We start from the raw sequence: 21,705 nt of genomic DNA on the forward strand, positions 1-21,705 counted from the left end.
CCCTTTCGGGGTGCGCGTGGTGCGCGAGAACTCAGCGAACGACGACCGCGAGGACGTCGCGAGCCGACAGGACGAGGAACTCGTCGCCGCCGAACTTGACCTCGGTCCCGCCGTACTTGCTGTAGATCACGCGGTCGCCGACGGCGACGTCGAGCGGGATGCGGTTGCCGTTGTCGTCGATACGACCCGGGCCCACCGCCACGACCTCGCCCTCCTGGGGCTTCTCCTTGGCGGTGTCGGGGATGACCAGACCGCTGGACGTGGTCTGCTCGGCCTCGACCTGCTTGATGACGATGCGGTCCTCGAGCGGCTTGATGGAAACCGACACGGTCTACCTCTTCTTTCTTGAGACTAAGACTCGTTAGCACTCTGACGTTGAGAGTGCTTACGTCAGTCTAGGCAACCGGCTGGCACTCATGCAACGTGAGTGCCAATGAGTCGTCACACGGATGCTGCGCCCCGCCGTTGCGCCGAACCGGACGCCGACTCGCACGACGATGTATCAGAATCGCGCCGGGCGTCTCCGTGGATGTGTCCTTGTTTTGCGAGCACCCCCTCGCGCTGGCGCACCCGCGGTGGTAGACCAGTGGCCGGGGGGAGACTCGTCCTGAACTCTTTGGGGGAGTTTCAGCGATGGTTTCGCATGAGTACGCACTCGCGGTCGATGTCGGCACGAGTAGAACGGCCGCCGCTACGGCCCGAACCGGATCCAGCGGCGAAACAACGGTCACACCTGTGCCCTTGGGCCGAAGAGGCGACAACGTCGCCTCCGTCGCCTTCGTCACGGACGACGGCGACCTCCTGTTCGCCGACGCCGGCGAGCGCCGCGGCCTGAGTCAGCCCGAACGCCTGATCCGCGAGTTCAAACGCGGCGTGGGCGACGACGTCCCGATCGCGGTGGGGGGACGCTCGCTCAGATCCGAGGACCTCTTCGCGCGCGCCTTCGCCGCGGTCGTGCAGACCGTGAGCGAGCGCGAAGGCGCTCCCCCGGCGGCGATCGCGCTGACGCATCCCACGGCGTGGGGACCGCACCGGCTCGCCCTCGTCACGCAATCGCTCGGCGGTCTCGGCATCCGTGACGTCGAGCTCATCCCCGAGCCGGAGGCCGCGGCCCGTCACTACGGCGCGACGCGCCCGCTCGCGGCCGGCCAGGCGCTGGCGGTCTACGACCTGGGCGGCGGCACGTTCGACGCCGTCGTGCTCCAGCAGGGGGGCGGATCGGCGTTCGCGGTGCGCGGCGAGGCCGCAGGCATCGACGACCTCGGCGGCGCCGACTTCGACGACGCGGTGCTGCGCCACGCCCTCACGGTCTCGGGCATCGCGGCGAGCGCGCTGTCGCTCGACGACCCCGACACACGCCTCGCGCTCCAGCAGCTGCGACGCGATTGCGTCGAGGCGAAGGAGGCGCTCTCGTTCGACTCGGATGCGGTGATCCCGGTGTTCGTCGGAGGCGCACGTTCGAGTATCCGGGTGACGCGGGCGGAGTTCGAGGCGATGATCGAGCCGGCGCTGGAGCGCACGGTGGACGCCCTCGATCGGACGATCGACTCGGCGGACCTCGCGCCCGGTCAGCTCGCGGCGCTCGTGCTCATCGGCGGCTCGTCGCGCATCCCGCTGGTCGCCCAGAAGCTGTCGGAGAGGTTCGACCGCCCCGTGGCGATCGACGCCGATCCCAAGGCATCCATCTCGCTCGGCGCCGCGCGCACGGCGCTCGCGCGCCTCGAGGAGCGCGCGCTCGCTATCGTTCCGGAGACGCCGGCGACGTTCGACGACCTCGTGTCACAGGCCGCACACGGGCTCGATCTTCTTCCGCCGCGCGCAGCAGGCGCCGCAGCGCGACCGGAGCACGCTGCGAAGCGCGGACTGTCACTGCTGATCAGCGCCGCCGCGGTGGCGGTGGCGGGCGGCCTCGTCTTCGCCGGCACGATGGCCGCCGGGTCGCTGGCCGAGGCGGAGGATCCGCGCCCGGCGCCCACCCGCACGGCGGACGAGGAGGAACCGTCGTCGGCCCCGCCCGCGGCGCTGCCGAAGGCGGCACCGGTGTCGGCCGCGGCGCCCCTCGCCGAGCACGCCGCCTCGCCGGTCGAGGAGCAGACCACCACGCCCGCGCCGAAGTCGGCGAACCCCCGCAAGGCGACCGCGACCAAGGCGATGGCGGAGTCGGACGCGCGCACTCCCGCCACCAGTCCGAGCCAGGCCGCCAAGGCCGCGTCGCCGTCGTCGGGGTCCGGTTCGGGAACGGGCTCGGGGTCCGGTTCGGGGTCCGGTTCGGGGTCGGGGTCGGGGTCGAACTCCGCGTCGACCAGCCCTGCGACGAGCACCGCTCCCGGCGGGTCGACGGCGGACGATCCGCCCGCCGGCCCGACGCCGAGCGATCCGCCGGCCGATCCGACGCCGACCGACCCGCCCGCCGATCCCCCTCCGTCCGACCCACCGGCGGACCCGACGCCCAGCGATCCGCCCGCGGATCCGACGCCGACCGACCCGCCGGCGGACCCCACCCCGACCGATCCTCCGGCGGACCCGCCCGCGGACCCGGCCCCCAGCGACCCTCCCCCCGATCCCGCCCCGAGCGAGCCCGCCCCGAGCCCCGAACCGACGGACGTGCCGATCCCGCAGTGAGCGGGTGACGCACACGACACGCAAGGGTTCGACATGCTCCTCGCGACAGATCGCCCGGCCGCCATGGCCGCTCGCAGCGGCGCCCCCGGCCTCCCCCGGCGACTCCGGCCCGTCGTGGACGCGCTGGCCGCCCGGGCAGAGCGCGCACCGCGTGCACTGGTGGTGGGCACGGCAGGCTCGGGCAAGACGACGTTGCTGCAGCGACTGGAGGACGCGTTCGTCGCCGGCGAGCGCGACGTCGCGGTGATGCCGGACACCGCGGGTGAGATCGTGCGTCTTCCCGCCGCGCACGTGCTCCTCGTCGACGACCTGCACCTGCTGCGACCGGAACTGCTCGCCGCCGTGCGCCGTCGGGCCGACGACCCCGACGCGGGCCTTATCGTCGCGAGCAGGCCGTGGCCGACGACGGACGCCACGGTCACCATCGCGCGCCTGCTCGAGCACACGCAGCCCGCGATCGTCCTGGGGCATGTCTCGCGCTCGGACGTGCTCGACGATCTGGAGACGCGTCGACTGTCGATCCCGACGGCGTGCGTGGATCGCGTCCTCGCGCTCACCGACGGGGTGTCGTGGCTCGTCGCCGAGGCCATCGCCGCCCACGACGAGCGCGACTGCGTCGACGACGCCTCCCATCGCGCGCTGTCGCGCGTGCTCGACGACCGCGTCGCGCACCGGCTCGAGACCGTCGACGCCGACATCCGCACCTTCGTCGAGCGTCGCTGCCTCGTCGCGGCCCACGGCCCTGCGCCGGCGGACCGCGAGGGGGACGACGAACTCGCTCTCCGCGCGTACGCCGAAGGGCTGCTGCTGCGGGGCGGACGCGCGGCGCCGGCGGTGCGCTCAGCCGTGCGGTCCGCGGCGTCGGCGCAGACCATAGCCCTGCTGACGGCGGAGCTCGGCGACGGCCTCACGCTCGCCGTCGCGAGCGACGACCCGGACTACGCCGCGATGCTGTCGCGCCTGCACACGCCCGGGCTCGGTGCCGCGCTGGCCGACCAGGGCGACCGGCTGCTCGACAGCCACCCCGAGCGCGCGCGGGAGCTGTACCAGGCGGCGTGGGACGCGGGTCTGCAGGCGACGGCGCTCCTCGAACGCCGGGCTCAGGCTGCCTGGGCCGTGGGCGATCTCGACGAGGCCGCGGTCCTCACCGAGGCCGCACGCACCCGGGCGGACGACGAGCCCGGTACCGGCGACGCGGGCGCCCGCGAGCATGCCGACCGTCTCACCGACCTCGCCGCGGCCGTCTGGGCCGCGCGGGGCATGCTGGCCCAGAGCGCTGCGACCTACCGCGCGATGCCACCGTGGACCGCGGCCGCATCGGCCCGCGCGACCATCGCGGCGCTGGGCGTCGGCGACGGCACCGTCCTCGCCGCTGCGAAGACGGAGCCCGACGAGCTCGCCGCCATGCCGTCGACCCTCGGCACCGCGATGAACCTCGTCGACCGGGGCCTGCGCGCGACGCTCGCCGCCGACGCGACGGACGCGGTGCTCGTCGACCTCATCCGGGCGTCCGAGATGTACACCTCCGCACGCACGTCGGCGCCGATCGCCGAGCCGCCCGCGGTGATCGCCGCGATCGTCGCGCTCAACCTCGGCGACACCGTCACGGCGCAGTCCATCGTCGACGATGCGATCGCGGGCGGGCACGGCGGGCAGTGGGCGCGCCCGCGGCTGCTGCTGTGGCGTGCCTGGATCGCCGTGCAGCGCGTGCGCCCGCACGACGCCCGCCTCGCGCTGGCACAGGCCGACGCGCAGCCCGGCGTGCGCTCACCCCGCGACCGGCTCCTCGCGCGGGCGGTCGAGGTGGCGCTCGCACGCCGATACGGCGACGCCGCCGATCTCGCCGCCGCCTGGCGCACCGCCCACACCGCGCTCCTGCGCGTCGACGTCGACGCCTTCCTCTTCCTGCCCGTGACCGAACTCGTGTCCGCGGCCGCGAAGGCGGGCGACGCCGATCGCGCCGCGCAGGCGCTGGAGCGGGCTCTCGAGGTCGCCGATGGACTGGGCGGTTCGCCGCTGTGGACGGCCGCCGTGCGATGGGCGGGCGTGCAGCGCAGCATCCTTCTCGGTCGTCCGGATGAGCTGATCCCGCATGCGCACGCCCTCGTCGCCGCGGGCCATCGCAGCGCCGTGGCCGCCGCGATGGCGAAGGCCGGCCGCATCTGGACGTCGGTGCTCGCCGGCACCGTCGATCCCGACGCCGTGGAAACGGCCGCCCAGCAGCTCGCCTCGTTCGGGATGGCATGGGATGCTGCGCGCCTGGCCGGTCACGGAGCCGCACGCTCGACCGATCGGCGCGTGAGCGCGCGGCTGCTGGCCCGGGCACGGGAGCTGCACCCGATCGAGCTGGAGCGGACCACGGCGCCCGCCGCCGGAGAGCCCGCGGCCGCCCGCGCCGACAGCGACGCGTCGCCCGCCGCCGAGGTGCTCAGCGAGCGCGAGCGCGAGGTCGCGCGGCTCGTGCTGCAGGGCAAGACCTACGCCGAGATCGGCGAGGCCATCTTCATCTCGCCGCGCACCGCCGAGCACCACATCGCACACATCCGCCGTCGCCTGGGCGCGACGTCGCGCTCGGACGTGATCGCGAAGCTGCGCCTGCTCATGAGCGAAACCGCCTCGGCGGCGGACGCACCGGGCACGGAGACCGACGCGGACCCCCATCGGACCGCGTGACGCCATAGGGGTTAGCCCCGATGCCGACCCCACGACATCTGAATACCGTGAGCAACACGTTCAGTATTGCGGACACCTGTGCCGCAAGCACCCGACGCTGGAGGGGACCATGACTACGCCGATCGAGACGGTCGCGGATGCGCTGATCGCGTTCATCCTGAGCCTGCTGCGCGATCCCCACGCGGTCGAGGAGTTCAACGACGACCCCGACGGCGCGATGGCCGCGCGCGGCATCCAGGGCGCGTGCGCCGCCGACGTCCGCAGCGTCGCTCCTGTCATCGTCGACCACCCGTCGGTGGCACCGCGGCCTGCGAGCCAGCAGACGGTCGTCAGAGAGTCCGTCCCCGATCCCACCCCCCGCAGCACCGATCCCGAGGTGGTCCGCGAGATCTCGCGCATCATCAACCAGTTCACGACGATCGACGCGCGCTCGACCATCGTCGACCAGTCCACGAACCAGAACATCTGGACGCAGGGCGGCGACCTCACCCAGATCTTCGACCAGAGCGCGGTCGTCGCCGCGGGCGACGGATCCGTGGCCGCGGGCGACGACGTCCTGGTCGACGAGTCCGAGACGACGATCGGCGTCGGCGACGTCGCGGTCGGCAACACCACCGGCAGCCACAACACCACCACCACCGGCGACGCCGACGACGAGGCCGACGCGCCCGTCGACGCCGAGGTCGCGGACCCGGACGCGGACGCGGCGGACACGGATGCCGCAGCATCCGTCCTCGCGGATCCCGTGCTCGACGACGGCCTGTCGCAGGTGACCGACGCGGTGGACACGGCAGCGGATGCCGCTGCCACCGCTGCGACGCAGGCGCCGGCGCCCGCCGAGCCCGCACCCGCGGAGGACGCGGCACCGCTCATGGCGGACATGACGGACACATCGGGCGTCGACGCCGCGGAGCCGCTGACGCCGCCCGAGCCCGAGGCATATCCCGACGAGCCGCTCGAGGATCAATGAGCAATCCGGCCGTGACCGACCCCACGACGCCTCCGCCCGGTGCACCCGCGGCGTCGTCCCCGCCCGCTTCTTATCCGGCGAGACCCGCGCCGGAGCGCCCACCTGTCGCCCGACCGAGCACGGCGCCGGTGATCGTGAAGCTGACGCCGCCGTTCTCGGTGAGGCTGAGCCAGCTCTGCTGGATCCTGAGCTTCGCGGTCGGCGCGTTCGCGATCGTCTACATGTTCGTGATCCGCGAGACGCAGCTTCCCCTGATGGCCGACGTGGTGCGTGGCGTCGCGGAGGGGCGCAGCGACGAGACCTACGAGACGGCGGCCGACATCATCTTCTGGTCGGTCTTCGGCACGCTGGTGGCGGTGCTGCTGACGCAGGTCACGCTGCTCGTGTCGTTCATGAGCCGCAAGCCGCACGTGCGGTGGTGGCAGCTGGGCACCCTGCTGCTGCAGGTGATCGTGGTGCTGCTGGCGTCAGAGGTCGTCGCGATCGGCGAGCGCGGCGAGCCGCTCCTTCCCGTGCTCGCCGGACAATGCGGACTCGTCGTGCTCGCTCTCCTCATCAGCGCGCTCCCCCGAGCGATCGCCTGGTCCGCCCGGCGTCACGACGTCCGCCACGGAGCCGACTCCCCCACCCTCGGGGACTTCTGACACGATCGCCTCGAGGCTGCGGATCACGACGCGGCACACCGCGACCGCGGCGCGGTCGGTGAGCGGCGAGTCGCTCAGCCGCCGCCAGTGGTCGAGCTGCGCGAGGGCGCGCTGTCGCACGGCCTCCGCTCCCGCGTCCTCGGGGAGCCCGAGCCGGGTGGTCGCGGGCGTCCCGTCGCCGCCGATGATCGCGACGGCCTGCGCCGCGTCGGGCGCCGCGAGCGGGAGTCCTTCGGCGCGTGCCGTCGCGAGCAGCGAGAGCTCGCGCAGGGCGTGGGCACCGGCCGACAGCCTCTCGATGCCGGCGCGGATGACGACGGCACCGGCGACGGGGCGCTCGTCGATGAGCCGCTCGAGCCCGAGGAGGACACCGCGGACCTTGAGCGTCGCCTCGCGGGTGCGGAACTGATCGTGGACGAACTGCTGCAGCGGGATGAGGCCGCTCTGCTCGACCAGCTCGCGCGACAGGTCGGAAGACGTCCGCGCCCCTCCCCGGATGAGCGCGGTCGCCAGCCGCACGCCGAAGATGCCGAACCGCTCCAGCAGGGCGGCGCGCTCGTCGGCGCCGAGGGTGGTGAGGGCGGTGTCGCGGACGAACCGGTCGGCCGACACCAGGAGCCGCTCCCGGTCGGCCCGTTCGAGACCGGCGAGCTCGCGGAACGCGGCGTACTCCCGCTCGCGCAGCGTGCGCGCGCCCTCGGCGAGGAGCCCCGCCACAGGGATCACCCCCAGGAGCAGCGATGCGAGCGAGCTGTCCCGCGCGTAACGCCGCGCGACCTTCCCGGCCGAGAGGAGGGAGTCGATGCGGCCCGACCCGATCTCGTCGGCGCGCGACAGCACGCCGACGGCGCAGATCGTCTGCGCGGCGCCGGCGGCGGTGTCGCGGAAGGCCTCGAGGAACTTCACGTCCGACGGATGCAGATGGCGAAGGAGGTAGACGACGGCGTCCGCGCCGGAGGCGGACTCCTCGGGCGCGAGGAAGGTCGCCGCGCGCGCGGAGGTCGAGGCCGACAGCGAGGCGATGCCGGGTGTGTCGATGAGGATCACGGATTTCAAGGCATCCAACGGCCACCCGACGTCGATCCACGAGACGTCCTCCGCGACCGTGTCGCCGAGGTCCAGGACGAGGCGGCCGTCATCGCGACGCACCGGCATCCGACGGGTCTGTCCGCTCCGCAGGTGCAGCGTGATCGTCGGCGTCATCGAGTAGCGGTACCAGGTGACGACCTTCGTGCACTCCCCGGCATCGGTGGGGGCGATCTGCTCGCCCAGCATCGCGTTGAGGAGCGTCGACTTGCCCGCCTTGACCATGCCGGCGAGCGCGAGCCGCAGGGGCTCGGCGAGACGCCGGTCGAGCTCGTCGAGCACACTCAGCGCGGTCGCATCACCGGCGTACGCGTCGCGCGCCTCGGCCAAGAGCGCCCGTGCGTCCTCCCGCATCGACGTGCTCACCGGTCGGCCGCCGCGGGCTGCGGCGCGTGCGGCAGCGCCGCGGGCGTCACGGCGGGTCCCGGCGCCGCGGGCGTCACCGCGGGCGGCGGCGGGGGCGGTGGCGGGGGCGTCGCCGCCCGCGCGTCGCCCTTCGGCAGCGGTGGGATCGCTCTGCCGAACGTCTCGAGGCGCCCGAGCTGTGCGCGCAGCTGGGCGACGCGCTCGTCACGCTGCGAGGTGTAGGTGACCGCGGACTGCTTCGCCGCGTTGAGGGCGTCGGTCAGCGACCGGTGCAGCTCGTCCGCGATGGCGCCGAAGTGGTCGCGTCCCGCGCGCTGGACGAGACGCAGGCGGTCCTTGAGCTGTTTGCCGACCTGGAAGCTGACTTCGTCGATGTACCGGCGCACGAGGGTCTTCGCCTCGTGCTGCCGGCGCGACAGCCGCGCCGACATGTCCTCGCGGTAGGCGCGGCGTCCGACGAGCACGCCCGCCAGCAGCGAGAAGGGATTGATGAGCGACAGGCCCACGAGGCCTGTGGCCAGGCCCACCATGAGCACGCCGCCGTACGAGCCGCGCACGCCGATGTAGATGCGCTCGGCGGCGTTCATGCGTCCGGGGTCGAGGCCCGCGAGCTCTTCGACGGGATCCATCACGCCCCGCGTGTCGCCCACGTCGATGTGCGGCAGCGAGAGCTCCCCCTCGGCGAAGAGCTGCGCGACCTCCTCCGACAGCCACTTCGAGCGCTCGTCGGTCCAGACGAAGGTCTCCGACACCGCCGCGACCACCCGCTGGCTCAGCCACTCCGAGAACTGGTCCCAGATGGGCCCGGGGTCGCCGTCCTCGATCGCGTTCTCGGCCTCGCGCTGAACCTTGCGCAGCCGATCACGAAGGTCGTGCTCCATGTCGGCGATGAGGTCGGCGATGCCGTCGGTCAGGGTGACCTGCCACCGCGAAGAGCGGCTGCGGAACTCGTCGGCGCGCGCCTTCGCCTCCTCGAGCTGGGCGATCATCTGCGGCGTGCCCTCGGGGTTGAGGATCGTGCTCAGCTCGGTGCGCAGCGACATCGCGAGCTGTTCGACGACCGAGGTCAGGTCGTGCACGGCGCTGCGCTCATGGATGAGCTCCGCCTGGGCGAGCACGTCGCGCCGCAGGTGCGCGACGAGCGCCGGGAAGCCCGACTCGGCGTTGAGGGTGCCGTCCTGGAGCTCCGCGGCGAGCAGGCGCAGGTCGCTCGACACCGAGTAGAGCGGCACATCGCCGATTCCCTCGAGGTGCCCCTTGTCGATCGACTCGATCTCGCGCCACGACGGGTAGAGGTCGGTCTTGGCGAGCACGGCGGCGACGTTCGGCGAGATGCGCATCGCGTGCTTGAGCAGCTGCATCTCGGGCTCGGTGTACTCCTGCGACGCATCCGAGACGAGCAGCACCGCATGTGCGGTCGACAGGGCCGACAGCGTGCTGAGGGCGTTGAACGACTCGAGGCCGCCGACGCCGGGCGAGTCGACGAGCTTGAGCCCTCCCTTGAGGATCTCGCGCGGCAGCAGCACCTCGGCCGACACGATGCGGCGTTCGTTCCCCGGGTTGCCCCGTTCGGAGACGTACTCGGCCACGGACGAGATCGGGATGGTGCGCCGCTCGACTGCGTCCGCAGCATCCGTCTCCCTGATGAGCACGGATGCCGACGGCTCCGCCGCGTAGCCGACGGAGGTCGACACGCTCGTCGCGATGTCGTCGTCGACGGGGCAGGCGGGGGCGTTGACCAGGGCGTTGATGAGCTTGCTCTTGCCCTGCTTGAACTCGCCGACGATGATGACACGCACATCCGGGTCGAGCAGGCGCGCCCGGGTCTGCTCGAGACGGCGGAACAGGTCGGCCCGCCCGGTCTCGGACGCGATCTTCTCGACGCCGGAGGCCACCTCGATCAGCTCCGTCGTGCGGCGGACTGCCGGTGCGGGGGCGTTCGGGTGGCCTGCGGGTTCCGGGGTCTCGGCCATCGTGGCCTCCTCAAAAGGTCGCGTGCGTCAGCGCCTCTCCCCACCCCATGCTGGCAGAGCGAGGGGCGGGATGCACCGGGTGCGATGCGCCGGTCGGCGCGGATCGGATGACCGGCTCAGAGCGGGAGGTCGAGATCGCCGCCGTCGACGAGGGGATCCGGCCCCCAGAGGAGGTCGGCATCCCATTCAGAGCCGTCGACGTCGGCGATCTCATCGGAGAACGGATCGGCGAACACCGGATCCGCGAGCCCGTCCGTCGCGGGCTCCGCGGCGCTTGTCCAGGCGTCAGGCTCGAACGGCACGGAGTCGTCCGGCGTCGGGTCGCCGGGGATCCGCCAGTCCGTCATGCCATGCACCTCTCTCGCGCCGCTCCGACTCTAGCCTCGCCCCGTCTCGGCGGGGCGTCCGGTGAAGTGCGACGTGCCCGGCCGCCGAACTGGCGGCCGGGCCTGTCGCTCGGGTGTCAGAGGTCGAGATCGAAGTCGTTCGCGTCAGCACCGGGGCTGAGCAGGTTCACGTCTTCGACGTCGACATCGACCGAGTGGTCGTCCTCCCACGAGTTGTCGACCGAGTTGTCGTTGAAGGCATCGCTGACGTCGACAGTCCAGTTGTCGGAGTAGTCGTAGTCGTCGTTGTACGAGTCGGTCGTGTTGCCGATCGCGACGTCGCCGACGTTCACCTCGAACGTGGAGTTGTCGATGTTGACGTCTCCGCCGGCCGCAGCCGACCCGTCCCCCGAGGCGACGACGTTGTCGTTGCTGAACACCTGCGTGACGTTGCCACCCGTGGCCCAGCCGCCGGCAGCGCCGGTGTCGCCGGCTGCGCCACCCGAGCCCGCGCCACCCGTGCCCGCACCGCCGGCTGCGCCCGTCCCGGCACCTCCTGCCGCGCCCGTGCCCGAGCCTCCGGTGCCGTTGGCCGCAGCGTCGGCACCCGTGCCGAGACCGACCGTGGCCGTCGCGGTCCCGCCGGAGCCTGAACCGCCCGTCCCCGCACCGCCGGCTGCGCCCGTGCCCGAGCCGCCTGAACCCCCAGTGCCCAGGCCGCCCGTGCCGGACCCGCCGTCGGCGCCGATCGCCCACGCCGCTCCACCCGAACCCGACGCCGTCGTGATGTTCTGGTTGACGGAGTTGTCGACGTTCGTCGAGCGGTTGTCGATCGACAGGTTGAACGCGCCGCCGCCGTCGTCGAGAGCCGCGAAGCCCGCGCCGCCGCCACCGCCGCCGTCGCCGGTCGAGCCGATGATGTTGAGGTCCTCGAATCCGACGTTGTACTGCCGCACGCCGGCGTTGACCGAGAAGTCGTTGGCCGAGTCGTGGACCGACTTGTCGTTGAACGCGTCCTCGATGTCGACGTCGATGTGGGTGGAGTTGTCCGAGTTGTCGGAGTTGTCGGAATTGTCGGAGTTGTCGGAGTTGTCCGAGTTGTCGGAATTGTCCGAGTTGTCCGAGTTGTCCGAGTTGTCGCTGTTGTCCGAGTTGTCGCTGTTGTCGGAATTGTCCGAGTTGTCGCTGTTGTCGCTGTTGTCGGAGTTGTCCGAGTTGTCCGAGTTGTCCGAGTTGTCGGAGTTGTCCGAGTTGTCGTTGAACGAGTCGGTGATGCCGACTCCGATGTCGGTCGAGTTGTCGTTGTTCGAGAGGAGATCGTTGTTCGACAGGATGTCGTCCGTGACGGTCTGGATCCCCAGCAGGTTGTTGTTGTCGTCGGCCATGATCTTCCTTCTCTCAGAGTGCCGAAAAACCGCTTCCAGATGAGTGTCCCGAGGAGGGCGAACCCGCACATCGGGGGTGTTCCCGGGGCTTGCCCCCGATGAGAGGGGGATTCGGACGGGGGTTCCGGGGGGGGCGCTGCGGGGTCCGCGGTGCCCGCGCGGGCGCCCGCGCCGTAGGCTCGGCGGGTGGAACTGTCCGAACTCGAAGCGCTCCTGACACCCGAGGGCCTGCGCCTGCTCGACGCGATGCCGCCGGTGGACTCCTCCGACGATGTCGCGCGCACCGTGACGCGGCTGCGCCGCGACGGCCACTCGCCCGACCTCGTCTCGGCGGTCGTCGGCCAGGCACGCCTCCGCACGCGCGCGCGGGCGAAGTTCGGCGAGCTGGCGGCGCGGATGCTGTTCACCCGCGCCGGGCTCGAGCAGGCGACGCGGCTCGGCATCGCGGCCCGCCACGCGGCGCGGTTCCGCTCCGCGGGCTTCGCGCGCGTCGCCGACCTCGGCTGCGGCATCGGCGGGGACGCCCTCGGGCTCGCGGGGCTCGGTCTGCGCGTGACCGCGGTCGACGCCGACGAGGTCACCGCCGGCATCGCCGCCTACAACCTCGCGCCCTTCGGCGCGGACGCCGAGGTGCGTCTCGGCACCGCGGAGGACGCCGACCTCGACGGCATCGAGGCCGTGTGGCTGGACCCGGCACGCCGCACCGCCGGGCACTCCGAGACCGCGCGCACGCGCCCGCAGGACTGGTCGCCCTCGCTCGACTGGGTCTTCGACCTCGCGCGCCGCATGCCCGTCGGCGTGAAGCTCGGCCCCGGCCTCGACCGCGATCTCATCCCCGACGACGTCGAGGCCCAGTGGGTGAGCGCGGACGGCTCGACGATCGAGCTCGTGCTGTGGTCGGGCGCGCTCGCGCGCCCCGGCGTGCGCCGCGCTGCGCTCGTCATCCGCGGCGACCAGGCTCACGAGATGACGGCGGAGACGGATGCTGCGGACGAACCCGCCCGCGAACTCGGCGCCTTCCTGCACGAGCCCGATGGCGCCGTCATCCGCGCGCGCCTGATCGGCGACGTCGCACGCACGCTCGAAGCGGGGATGCTCGACGAGCACATCGCCTATCTCACCTCGGACGCCGCCCTCACGTCGCCGTTCGTCTCGACGTTCCGCGTGCGAGAGGTGCTGCCCGCCGACGAGAAGGCTCTCGGCAAGGCGCTGCGTGAGCGCGACATCGGCCGCCTCGAGATCAAGAAGCGGGGCGTGGACGTGGACCCCGCCGCCCTCCGCACACGCCTGAAGCTCCGTGGCTCGGCGGCCGCGACCCTCGTCCTCACGCGGATCGGCACCCGCCGCACCGCGATCCTCGCCGACCGTGTCTGACGCGGATCAGCCGATGATGTCGGCGCGCGCCGCGGCGTAGAGGAGCCAGCCGGCGCTGTAGAGGATCGACAGCGTGCCGAGCACGATCGCCCAGACGGCCACCGCGCGGCTTTCGAGCGGACGGCGCAGCGCGATGATCGCGGACACGATCGCGACGAGCCCGATCGGGAAGCCCCAGCCGACGAACATCGACACGAGGAGTCCGAGGATCGCGAATCCGAGCGCCCAGCCCGCCAGCCCGCGGTGGAACGCCGAGTCCGATGCCGTCCACGATGTGGCGTCGGGCGCGAACTCGCCACCCGGCTCCGCCGGTGCGGTCTCCACCGTGACGGCGACCGGCGCCGTCGGCAGCCGGAGGAACCCTCCGCGGTGAGCCCCCGGCAGCGGCGACGCGTCCTGCGCGATGTCGACGTCGGGCGACACGGACGTCACCGTCGGCCCGGCCGGCCGGGCCGGTGCCTCCGGCGGAACAGACGCTGAGGTCTCCGAAGTCGCCGAGTCGAGGTCGCCCGGATCCTCGGGGCGTGTCGTCTCTGCGTTTGGACTCGCAGGCTCGCTCGACGAGCGGGATGCGGCGTCGGGTCCATCCACTCCATCCGAAGTTCCCGCTCGTTGAGCGGAGGGCGCTCTGGCGCCCGCAGTCGAAACGCCTGCCGCATCCGCAGGCGCCGGGTCGAGATCGGCCTGATCAGTCCCGGGCGTCGCGACCTCGGGCTTCCCGGCGTCGCCGGGCTGCGGCATCCGTTCGTCCGTCATGCCGACTCCGCGACCTGGATCTCCGTGACCGGAAGGGTCGAATCGGCGCCGAACTCGAGCGTCGAGGGCGCGCGGCCCGACATGATGAGCTCGGAGGTCAGCGCCGCGATCATCGCGCCGTTGTCGGTGCACAGCGACAGCGGCGGGATGCGCACGGTGACGCCTTCGGCGGCGCCGCGCTCGAGAGCGACGTCGCGCAGCCGGCGGTTGGCGATGACGCCGCCGCCCAGCAGCAGGCGCGGCACGCCGTGGTCGCGGCACGCGGCGAGGGCCTTGGTGACGAGCACGTCGACGACGGCCTCGCGGAAGCTCGCAGCGACGTCGGCGACCGGCACCGGCTCACCCGCCGCCTCGCGCTGCTCGACCCAGCGGGCGACCGCCGTCTTGAGCCCCGAGAACGAGAAGTCGTAGCGGTGCTTCGCCATGTCCGACGCGCGCGACAGCCCGCGCGGGAACGGGATGGCCTTCGGATCACCGGATGCTGCGGCCCGGTCGATCTCAGGACCCCCGGGGTACGGCAGCCCGAGCAGGCGCGCGACCTTGTCGAAGGCCTCGCCGGCGGCGTCGTCCATGGTCTCACCGAGGAGCTCGACGTCGGTGGTGAGGTCGCGGACCAGGAGCAGCGAGGTGTGCCCGCCCGAGACGAGCAGCGCGACGGTCGGGTACTCGAGCGGCGGCGCGTCGGCATCGAGGATGTCGGCGGCGATGTGCCCGACGAGGTGGTTGACGGCGTAGAGCGGCTTCTCGAGCGACACCGACAGCGCCTTGGCGGCGCCCACGCCGACCATCAGCGCGCCGGCGAGCCCCGGCCCGGACGTCACGGCCACGGCGTCGAGGTCGGCGAGCGCGACGCCCGACTCGGCGAGCGCCGCTTCGATCGACGGCTGCAGCGCCTCGAGATGCGCCCGCGCGGCGACCTCGGGCACGACGCCGCCGTAGCGGGCATGCTCGTCCATCGAGCTCGCGATCGTGTTCGACAGCAGGGTGCGGCCGCGCACGATCCCGATCCCGGTCTCGTCGCAGCTCGTCTCGATACCGAGCACCAGCGGTTCGGCACGGTTCACGTGCACACCCCTCCGTCCGCGTCGCGGCGGGCCCACCCGCGCAGGTCGAGCTTCATCACCACGGCGTCGACGTCGTCGGGCTGGTAGTAGCGGGGCTTGCGGCCGATCTCGGCGAAGCCCTCCGATACGTACAGCGCCTGCGCGACCGGGTTGTCGGCGCGCACCTCGAGGAACACGTCCGTCACCCCGCGGCGGGCGGCCTCCTCGAGCAGTCCACGCAGCATCGCGCGACCGCGGCCGCGGCCCCTCGACACCTCGGCGATCGCGATCGTCTGGACGTCGGCATCCCGCGCCCCGGCGACGGCGCGCAGTCCCGCGTACCCGACGAGACGGCCGGCCTCCTCGTCGACGACGTACCAGCCGTGCGGCGAGGCGAGCTCTTCGCGCATCATGGCCTCGGACCACGCGTCGGTCGGGAACGAGGTCCGCTCGAGCGTCATGATGGCGGCGAGGTCTTCGCCGGTCGCGGGGCGGAGGGTCACGAGCCCACCCGCTTCGGAGCGTGCGGGAGCGTCACGTCGGGCGAGCGCAGATAAAGCGCGTCGGCGGGGCCGATCGTGCGTCCGGCGGCGAGCGCGCGGGCCGCGGCGAGGCCGAGCATGCCCGCGGGGATGCGGTCGGCGTCGCGGCGCGCGGCACCGACGTTCGCGAGCACCGCATCGAGATCGTCGCGCGGCGCGAGCGCGGGCTCCGTGACGCGCACGGGCAGGCCGTCGTCGTCGAGCCCGCGGTAGAGCGTGTAGGCGAACTCGCGGCGGCGCGCGTCGGTGACGACAGCGAACGTCTCGTCGACGGCATCCTCGTATCCGCCCGTCAGCGCGTCGTGGATGAGCAGCTCGAGGGCGACCGCGTCGTGGCTCGCGACCGGCACGACCGGCACACCGCGCCCGAGGGCGAAGGTGCGCGCGGCGGCGATGCCCACCCGCAGCCCGGTGAACGGGCCGGGTCCCATACCCGCGGCGACATGCGTGACATCGTACGGGGAGACGGATGCCTCCGCCAGCGCCCGCTCGATCAGCGTGCCGATGACCTCGGCGTGCCCGCGCGGGTCTGCGCTCTCGACCTGGGAGCGGATCACGCCGTCCGGCTCGACCACCGCCACCGCGGAGCCGAGGGACGTGTCGATGCCGAGGATCACCCTTCCAGGGTAGTCGGGCGCCACGGGAGCCTCTCCGCCCGACGCTCCCCGCTTCCTCATTTGAGGACGAGGGCCGAGTCGAGGAGCTGAACCGGTGGTGCGATCCGCATCTCGGCACACATCCTCAGATGAGGAGGCGGGGCTGGGGACCGATCGCCTGTCACCTCGGCACACATCCTCAATTGAGGAGGCGGGGATGGATGTCGCGAGCCGACGTCGGCTAGGGGTGCCGGGTGATCTTCACCAGGCGAGGGGTGTCGGCGTCGAGGTCGGCCTCATGGGCGACGGTGCCGCAGGCGTTGTCGACGCCGCGGCCGTGCCACTCGCGTTCGAGCTCGACCTCCCACCACTGCTCGCGCAGGCCGTCGACCAGACCGCGGCCCCACTCCACGATCACGACGGAGCCGTCGAAGTCGATGTCGAGGTCGTCGAGCTCGGCCGCCGAGCCCAGGCGGTACGCGTCGACGTGCACGAGCGGCGCTCCGCCCGAGAGCGACGGGTGCGTCCGGGCGAGCACGAACGTCGGGCTCTGGATGGGTCCGCGCACGTCCAGCCCCCGGCCGATGCCGCGGGTGAGGGTGGTCTTGCCCGCGCCGAGCGGACCGGTGAGCACCACCATGTCGCCGGGGCGCAGCATCTGTCCCATCTCTTCGCCGAGTGCCTCCATCGCGTCCGGCGAGGTGATCTCGCGCGTGCCGACGAGGGCGTCCAATCCTTGTGCCGTGGTGTCCACGCCCCGTGCAACACCGGAGGCGTCGCCTTCCTTCCCGCTCACTCCGACACCTGCCGGCGGGGCACGCGGACTCCGATGCGCGTGACGACCTCGTAGTTGATGGTGCCCGCGGCCTCCGCCCAGTCGGTCGCCGACGGCGCCCCGAGGGTCGGGTCTCCGAACAGCACGGCCGTGTCGCCCACGGCAACGGGAGCGTCACCCACGTCGACGACGAACTGGTCCATCGCGATGCGGCCCGCCACGGTGAACCGACGCCCGCCGATCACGACGGGCCCGGCACCCGACGCCTGGCGCGGCACCCCATCGGCGTAGCCGAGGGGCACGAGCGCGAGCGTCGTCTCGCGCTCGGCGCGGTAGTCGTAGCCGTACGACACGCCCTTGCCCGCGGGCACGCGTCGCACGGCGGCCACCGCGCCGCGCAGGGTCATCGCCGGGCGCAGGCCGAGATCCGCCGAGGCGCGGTCGTCGAACGGCGAGAGTCCGTAGATCCCGATGCCGATCCGCACGCAGCCGAGGCGTGATTCGGGAAGGTCGATCGCGGCGTGCGTCGCCGCGATGTGCCGCAGCGGCGGCGCGAGACCGAGCGAGGCGGCGGCGGCGACGCCGTCTTCGAAGGCGCGCAGCGCCGCGCGGTCGTCTTCGGTCGATGCGTTCGAGAGGTGGCTGAACAGCGCGATGACGCGGACGCGGCCGATCCGCTCGAGGCGCGCCGCCTCGGCGAAGACCACGCGGTAGTCTTCGGGCGCGATGCCGTTGCGCGAGAGCCCGGTCTCGAGCTTGAGGTGCACCCCGACGGGACGATCGGCGGATGCTGCGGCCGCCGCCTTCTGCAGCTGGTCGAGGCTCGAGATGCCGAGTTCGATCCCCCGCGCGGCGGCTTCGGCGAAGTCGGCGCCCGCAGCGTGCAGCCACGCGACGATCGGCGCGTCGATGCCGGCGTGGCGGAGGCCCAGCGCCTCGGTGATGTCGGAGACGCCGAGCCGCGACGCGCCGCCGGCGAGTGCCGCGAGCGCCGAGCGCACCGCGCCGTGTCCGTATCCGTCGGCCTTGACCACCGCGATGATCTCGGACCCGGTGAGCCGGCGGAGGTGCCGCACGTTGTCCTCGATCGCGCCGACGTCGATCAGGGCCTCACGCAGGGCTCCGGCGGGCAGGCGGCTCACGCTCTCTCCTCGGACTCGCCGGCGGGCACCGCCTCGGCGATGACGTACGCGGTCGCGAGGCCCGCGTCGTGCGAGAGCGAGAGGTGCAGCGCCGTGATGCCGCGCTCCGCGACGACCGCGGCCGTCGATCCGCACAGGGAGAACACGGGACGACCGGATGCCTCGGACGCGATCTCGATCTCGGCCCAGTGCACCCCGTGGGAGCCGCCGAGCGCCTTGATGAGCGCCTCTTTGGCCGCGTACCGCGCGGCCTGCGAGTGCGGCTTGAGCTGCTGCTCCGCCTCCGAGAAGAGGCGCCGCAGCAGTTGCGGGGTGCGTTCGATCGTCCGCTCGAACCGAGGGATGTCGACGAGGTCGACGCCGATACCGACGATCATGTGTCCTCCTGCGTGCTGCGGCCGCAGCATCCGCCACCCTATCGCGCGGGCGCGTCACCGCCGCCTGCCGCGCAGCGCACGGCAGGAGGAACGGATGCTGCTACTCGACCGTGACCGACTTCGCGAGGTTGCGGGGCTGGTCGACGTCGAGGCCCTTGGCCGTGGCGAGGCCCATCGCGAAGATGTGCAGCGGCACCACGGCGAGGAGCGGCTCGAAGAACGGGCCGGCCAGCGGGATGCGGAGCACCTCGTCGGCCTTGGGCAGCACCGCCGCGTCGCCCTCTTCGGCGATCGCGATGACGCGGGCGCCGCGGGCGCGGATCTCCTCGATGCTCGAGATGACCTTCTTGTGCATCTCCGACGACTTGCGGGGCGACGGGACCACGACGAACACGGGCTGGCCGGGCTCGATGAGCGCGATCGGACCGTGCTTGAGCTCGCCGGCGGCGAAGCCCTCGGCGTGGATGTACGCGAGCTCCTTGAGCTTGAGCGCTCCCTCGAGCGCGATCGGGTAGCCGACGTGGCGACCGAGGAAGAGCACCGAGCGGGTGTCGGCCATCCAGCCGGCGAACTGCTCGATGTGCGCCTGCTCCCGCTCGAGGATCTGCGCGATCTTGCCGGGGACCGCCTCGAGCTCGCGCACGTGGTCGGCGGCGTCGGCCGCGCTGATCGTGCCGCGGACGCGACCGATGTGCAGGGCCATGAGGTACAGCGCGGTGATCTGCGCGACGAACGCCTTGGTCGAGGCGACCGCGACCTCGGGGCCGGCGTGCGTGTAGACGATCGCGTCGGACTCGCGCGGGATCGTGGCGCCCTGCGTGTTGCAGACCGACAGCGTCTTCGCGCCGTGCTCACGGGCGTACTTGACGGCCATGAGCGTGTCCATGGTCTCGCCCGACTGGCTGATCGAGACGACGAGGGTGTCGGGGCCGATCACCGGGTCGCGATAGCGGAACTCGTGCGCGAGCTCGACGTCGACGGGGATGCGCGTCCACTGCTCGATCGCGTACTTGCCGACCTGGCCGGCGTACGCCGCGGTGCCGCAGGCGATGACGATGATGCGCGAGACGCCGGCGAAGAGCTCGTCGAGTCCGTCGAGCTCGGGGATCACGACCTCGCCGTCGCGGACGCGGCCGCGCAGCGTGTTGGCGACGGCCTCGGGCTCTTCCGAGATCTCCTTGGCCATGAACGACGACCAGCCGCCCTTCTCGGCGGCGGACGCGTCCCACGTCACCTCGAACGGCTCGACCTCGACCGGGTTGCCACTGAAGTCGGTGACGGTGACGGCCTCGGGCGTGATCGCGACGATCTGGTCCTGGCCGATCGCGAGGGCTTTGCGGGTGTGCTCGACGAACGCGGCGACGTCCGAACCGAGGAAGTTCTCCCCCTCGCCGAGGCCGATCACGAGCGGCGAGTTGCGGCGGGCGCCGACGACGAGGCCCGGCTGGTCCTCGTGCATCGCGAGCAGCGTGAAGGCACCCTCGAGGCGGGACACGACCGCGCGGAATGCCGTGACGAGGTCGCCGGCACGCTGATACTCGCGGCCGAGGAGCACGGCGGCCACCTCGGTGTCGGTCTCGCTGCGGAAGGTGAACCCGTCGGCGAGGAGCTCGTCCTTGAGCTCGGAGAAGTTCTCGATGATGCCGTTGTGGATCACGGCGAGCTTGTCGTCGTCGGCGAGGTGCGGGTGCGCGTTGCCGTCGGTCGGTCCGCCGTGCGTCGCCCAGCGGGTGTGGCCGATGCCAGTCGTCCCGTCGGCGAGCGGGTGGGCGGCGAGGTCGTCGCGCAGCACTTTCAGCTTTCCAGCGCGCTTGCGCATCCCCAATCCGCCGTCGCCGTCGATCACGGCGATGCCTGCGGAGTCATAGCCGCGGTACTCGAGGCGCGAAAGGCCTGAGATCAGGACGGCCTGGCTCTGCCGCGGGCCCACGTATCCGACGATTCCACACATGCCGTCAATGGTAGGCGGCGGGTTTCGCTAGGAACCCTTACGAATCCGCACTCCCCGTTCACGGCGGGAAACGGATGCTCCACCGACACGCGTCAAAGCTTGCGCAGGAGCACTGTCTCCACGGTGTGGTCGGCCGCCTTCTGCAGCACGAGGTTCGCGCGGTGGCGCGTCGGGAGCACGTTCTCCTCGAGGTTCGGGAAGTTGATCGAGTTCCAGAAGCCGAGCGCGCGCTCCACCGCCTCCTCGTCCGACAGCTGCGCGAAGACGTTGAAGAACGACTTCGGGTTGCTGAATGCGGCCCGGCGCAGGGCGAGGAAGCGGTCGACGTACCACTGCGCGATATGGGAGGCATCCGCGTCGACGTAGATGGAGAAGTCGAACAGGTCGCTGACGGCGACGTCGTTCGGGGTGGGGGGCGGCTGCAGCACGTTGAGGCCCTCGACGATGACGATGTCGGGGCGGCGCACGGTGATGACGGCGTCGGGCACGATGTCGTACCGCATGTGCGAGTAGAACGGCGCCTTCACCTCGGGGGCGCCGCTCTTCACCTCGGTGAGGAACGACACGAGCGCGCGACGGTCGTACGACTCGGGGAAGCCCTTGCGCTCCATGAGGCCGCGGCGCTCGAGCTCGGCGTTCGGGTAGAGGAACCCGTCGGTCGTGACGAGCTCGACGCGGGGGGTTCCCGGCCAGCGCGAGGTGAGCTCTCGCAGCAGGCGCGCGATCGTCGACTTGCCCACGGCGACCGAGCCCGCGACGCCGACGATGAAGGGGGTGGTGGAGTCCGCCTCGCCGAGGAACCCGGACTCCTCCTGGCCGAGGCGCTTGGTCGACTCCGCGTACAGCGACAGCAGGCGCGACAGCGGCACGTACACCTGCGCGACCTCGGCCATGTCGAGGCGGTCCCCGAGCCCGCGGATCTGCACGATCTCGGTCTCGGTGAGCGGCTGCGTCAGGCCCGACGCCAGGCGGGCCCAGTCGGCGCGGTCGATCTCGCGGTACAGCGAGAGTGCGGGGGCGACAGCGGTCGCTTCGTCGGCGGACATCGCGCCCATCGTAACCGCTGGCGCGGGAGATGACGGATGCTGCGTCCACAGGCGCTCC

At 72.2% G+C, this 21,705-nt stretch carries 18 protein-coding genes; 4 read left to right on the top strand and 14 right to left on the bottom strand.

Annotation, left to right across the window (positions count from 1 at the left end; genetic code table 11):
* Window positions 1–31: 31 nt before the first annotated feature.
* Complete coding sequence (gene groES, locus ASF40_RS17015) at window positions 32–328, bottom strand: co-chaperone GroES (protein WP_045275440.1); 297 nt, start codon at window positions 326–328, stop codon at window positions 32–34.
* Between the two features lie 413 nt (window positions 329–741).
* Between groES and ASF40_RS17020 the strand changes: the two genes are divergently transcribed.
* From ASF40_RS17020 to ASF40_RS17030, 3 genes are all read left to right on the top strand, one after another.
* Window positions 742–2,622, top strand: a complete 1,881-nt coding sequence (locus tag ASF40_RS17020) for an Hsp70 family protein (protein WP_056371149.1) — start codon at window positions 742–744, stop codon at window positions 2,620–2,622.
* A 33-nt stretch (window positions 2,623–2,655) separates the two neighbouring features.
* Window positions 2,656–5,295: a helix-turn-helix transcriptional regulator gene (locus ASF40_RS17025; RefSeq protein WP_056371152.1), complete on the top strand. Its 2,640-nt coding sequence runs from the start codon at window positions 2,656–2,658 to the stop codon at window positions 5,293–5,295.
* Between the two features lie 109 nt (window positions 5,296–5,404).
* Window positions 5,405–6,265, top strand: a complete 861-nt coding sequence (locus ASF40_RS17030) for an IniB N-terminal domain-containing protein (RefSeq protein ID WP_056371153.1) — start codon at window positions 5,405–5,407, stop codon at window positions 6,263–6,265.
* 467 nt (window positions 6,266–6,732) lie between these two features.
* On the opposite strand, the gene ASF40_RS17035 is transcribed toward ASF40_RS17030, so the two are convergent.
* From ASF40_RS17035 to ASF40_RS17050, 4 genes are all read right to left on the bottom strand, one after another.
* The gene (locus ASF40_RS17035) at window positions 6,733–8,361 is read right to left on the bottom strand and encodes a dynamin family protein (protein WP_327037411.1); all 1,629 of its coding nucleotides are present in this window, start codon (window positions 8,359–8,361) and stop codon (window positions 6,733–6,735) included.
* Window positions 8,358–10,334 carry a dynamin family protein gene (locus tag ASF40_RS17040; RefSeq protein ID WP_082497131.1) on the bottom strand — a complete coding sequence of 659 codons (1,977 nt, stop codon included), beginning with the start codon at window positions 10,332–10,334 and terminating at the stop codon, window positions 8,358–8,360. Before ASF40_RS17040 ends, ASF40_RS17035 begins: the two co-directional genes overlap by 4 nt.
* Window positions 10,335–10,450: 116 nt before the next feature.
* Window positions 10,451–10,681, bottom strand: coding sequence for a hypothetical protein (locus tag ASF40_RS17045; RefSeq protein WP_056371155.1), 231 nt, complete (start codon window positions 10,679–10,681; stop codon window positions 10,451–10,453).
* 116 nt (window positions 10,682–10,797) lie between these two features.
* Window positions 10,798–12,045, bottom strand: a complete 1,248-nt coding sequence (locus ASF40_RS17050) for a hypothetical protein (protein ID WP_056371156.1) — start codon at window positions 12,043–12,045, stop codon at window positions 10,798–10,800.
* A 186-nt stretch (window positions 12,046–12,231) separates the two neighbouring features.
* Here ASF40_RS17050 and ASF40_RS17055 point away from each other — a divergent pair, with 186 nt between their 5' ends.
* Window positions 12,232–13,419, top strand: coding sequence for a class I SAM-dependent methyltransferase (locus ASF40_RS17055; RefSeq protein ID WP_056371158.1), 1,188 nt, complete (start codon window positions 12,232–12,234; stop codon window positions 13,417–13,419).
* Window positions 13,420–13,425: 6 nt separating this feature from the next.
* On the opposite strand, the gene ASF40_RS17060 is transcribed toward ASF40_RS17055, so the two are convergent.
* From ASF40_RS17060 to coaA, 9 genes are all read right to left on the bottom strand, one after another.
* Complete coding sequence (locus ASF40_RS17060) at window positions 13,426–13,842, bottom strand: hypothetical protein (protein ID WP_235560269.1); 417 nt, start codon at window positions 13,840–13,842, stop codon at window positions 13,426–13,428.
* A 329-nt stretch (window positions 13,843–14,171) separates the two neighbouring features.
* On the bottom strand, window positions 14,172–15,239 hold the full coding sequence (gene tsaD / locus ASF40_RS17065; RefSeq protein WP_157549738.1) for a tRNA (adenosine(37)-N6)-threonylcarbamoyltransferase complex transferase subunit TsaD: 1,068 nt from the start codon (window positions 15,237–15,239) through the stop codon (window positions 14,172–14,174).
* Window positions 15,236–15,721: a ribosomal protein S18-alanine N-acetyltransferase gene (gene rimI, locus ASF40_RS17070; RefSeq protein WP_056371168.1), complete on the bottom strand. Its 486-nt coding sequence runs from the start codon at window positions 15,719–15,721 to the stop codon at window positions 15,236–15,238. Before rimI ends, tsaD begins: the two co-directional genes overlap by 4 nt.
* Window positions 15,718–16,377, bottom strand: a complete 660-nt coding sequence (tsaB, locus tag ASF40_RS17075; RefSeq protein ID WP_056371170.1) for a tRNA (adenosine(37)-N6)-threonylcarbamoyltransferase complex dimerization subunit type 1 TsaB — start codon at window positions 16,375–16,377, stop codon at window positions 15,718–15,720. Before tsaB ends, rimI begins: the two co-directional genes overlap by 4 nt.
* A 220-nt stretch (window positions 16,378–16,597) precedes the next feature.
* Window positions 16,598–17,044 carry a tRNA (adenosine(37)-N6)-threonylcarbamoyltransferase complex ATPase subunit type 1 TsaE gene (gene tsaE, locus ASF40_RS17080; protein WP_056371615.1) on the bottom strand — a complete coding sequence of 149 codons (447 nt, stop codon included), beginning with the start codon at window positions 17,042–17,044 and terminating at the stop codon, window positions 16,598–16,600.
* Window positions 17,045–17,148: 104 nt separating this feature from the next.
* Window positions 17,149–18,273 carry an alanine racemase gene (alr, locus tag ASF40_RS17085; RefSeq protein ID WP_200919512.1) on the bottom strand — a complete coding sequence of 375 codons (1,125 nt, stop codon included), beginning with the start codon at window positions 18,271–18,273 and terminating at the stop codon, window positions 17,149–17,151.
* Window positions 18,270–18,650 (bottom strand): holo-ACP synthase, encoded by a 381-nt coding sequence (locus ASF40_RS17090; RefSeq protein ID WP_056371172.1) that lies wholly within the window; start codon window positions 18,648–18,650, stop codon window positions 18,270–18,272. The genes alr and ASF40_RS17090 overlap by 4 nt, the downstream gene beginning before the upstream one ends.
* A 100-nt stretch (window positions 18,651–18,750) precedes the next feature.
* A complete protein-coding gene (gene glmS, locus ASF40_RS17095; protein WP_056371173.1) occupies window positions 18,751–20,601 on the bottom strand; it encodes a glutamine--fructose-6-phosphate transaminase (isomerizing) in 1,851 nt (616 codons plus the stop codon).
* A gap of 92 nt (window positions 20,602–20,693) precedes the next feature.
* Complete coding sequence (gene coaA / locus ASF40_RS17100; RefSeq protein WP_056371175.1) at window positions 20,694–21,647, bottom strand: type I pantothenate kinase; 954 nt, start codon at window positions 21,645–21,647, stop codon at window positions 20,694–20,696.
* Between the last annotated feature and the right edge of the window lie 58 nt (window positions 21,648–21,705).

This window comes from Microbacterium sp. Leaf288 (genome assembly GCF_001422925.1).
GTDB lineage: Bacteria > Actinomycetota > Actinomycetes > Actinomycetales > Microbacteriaceae > Microbacterium.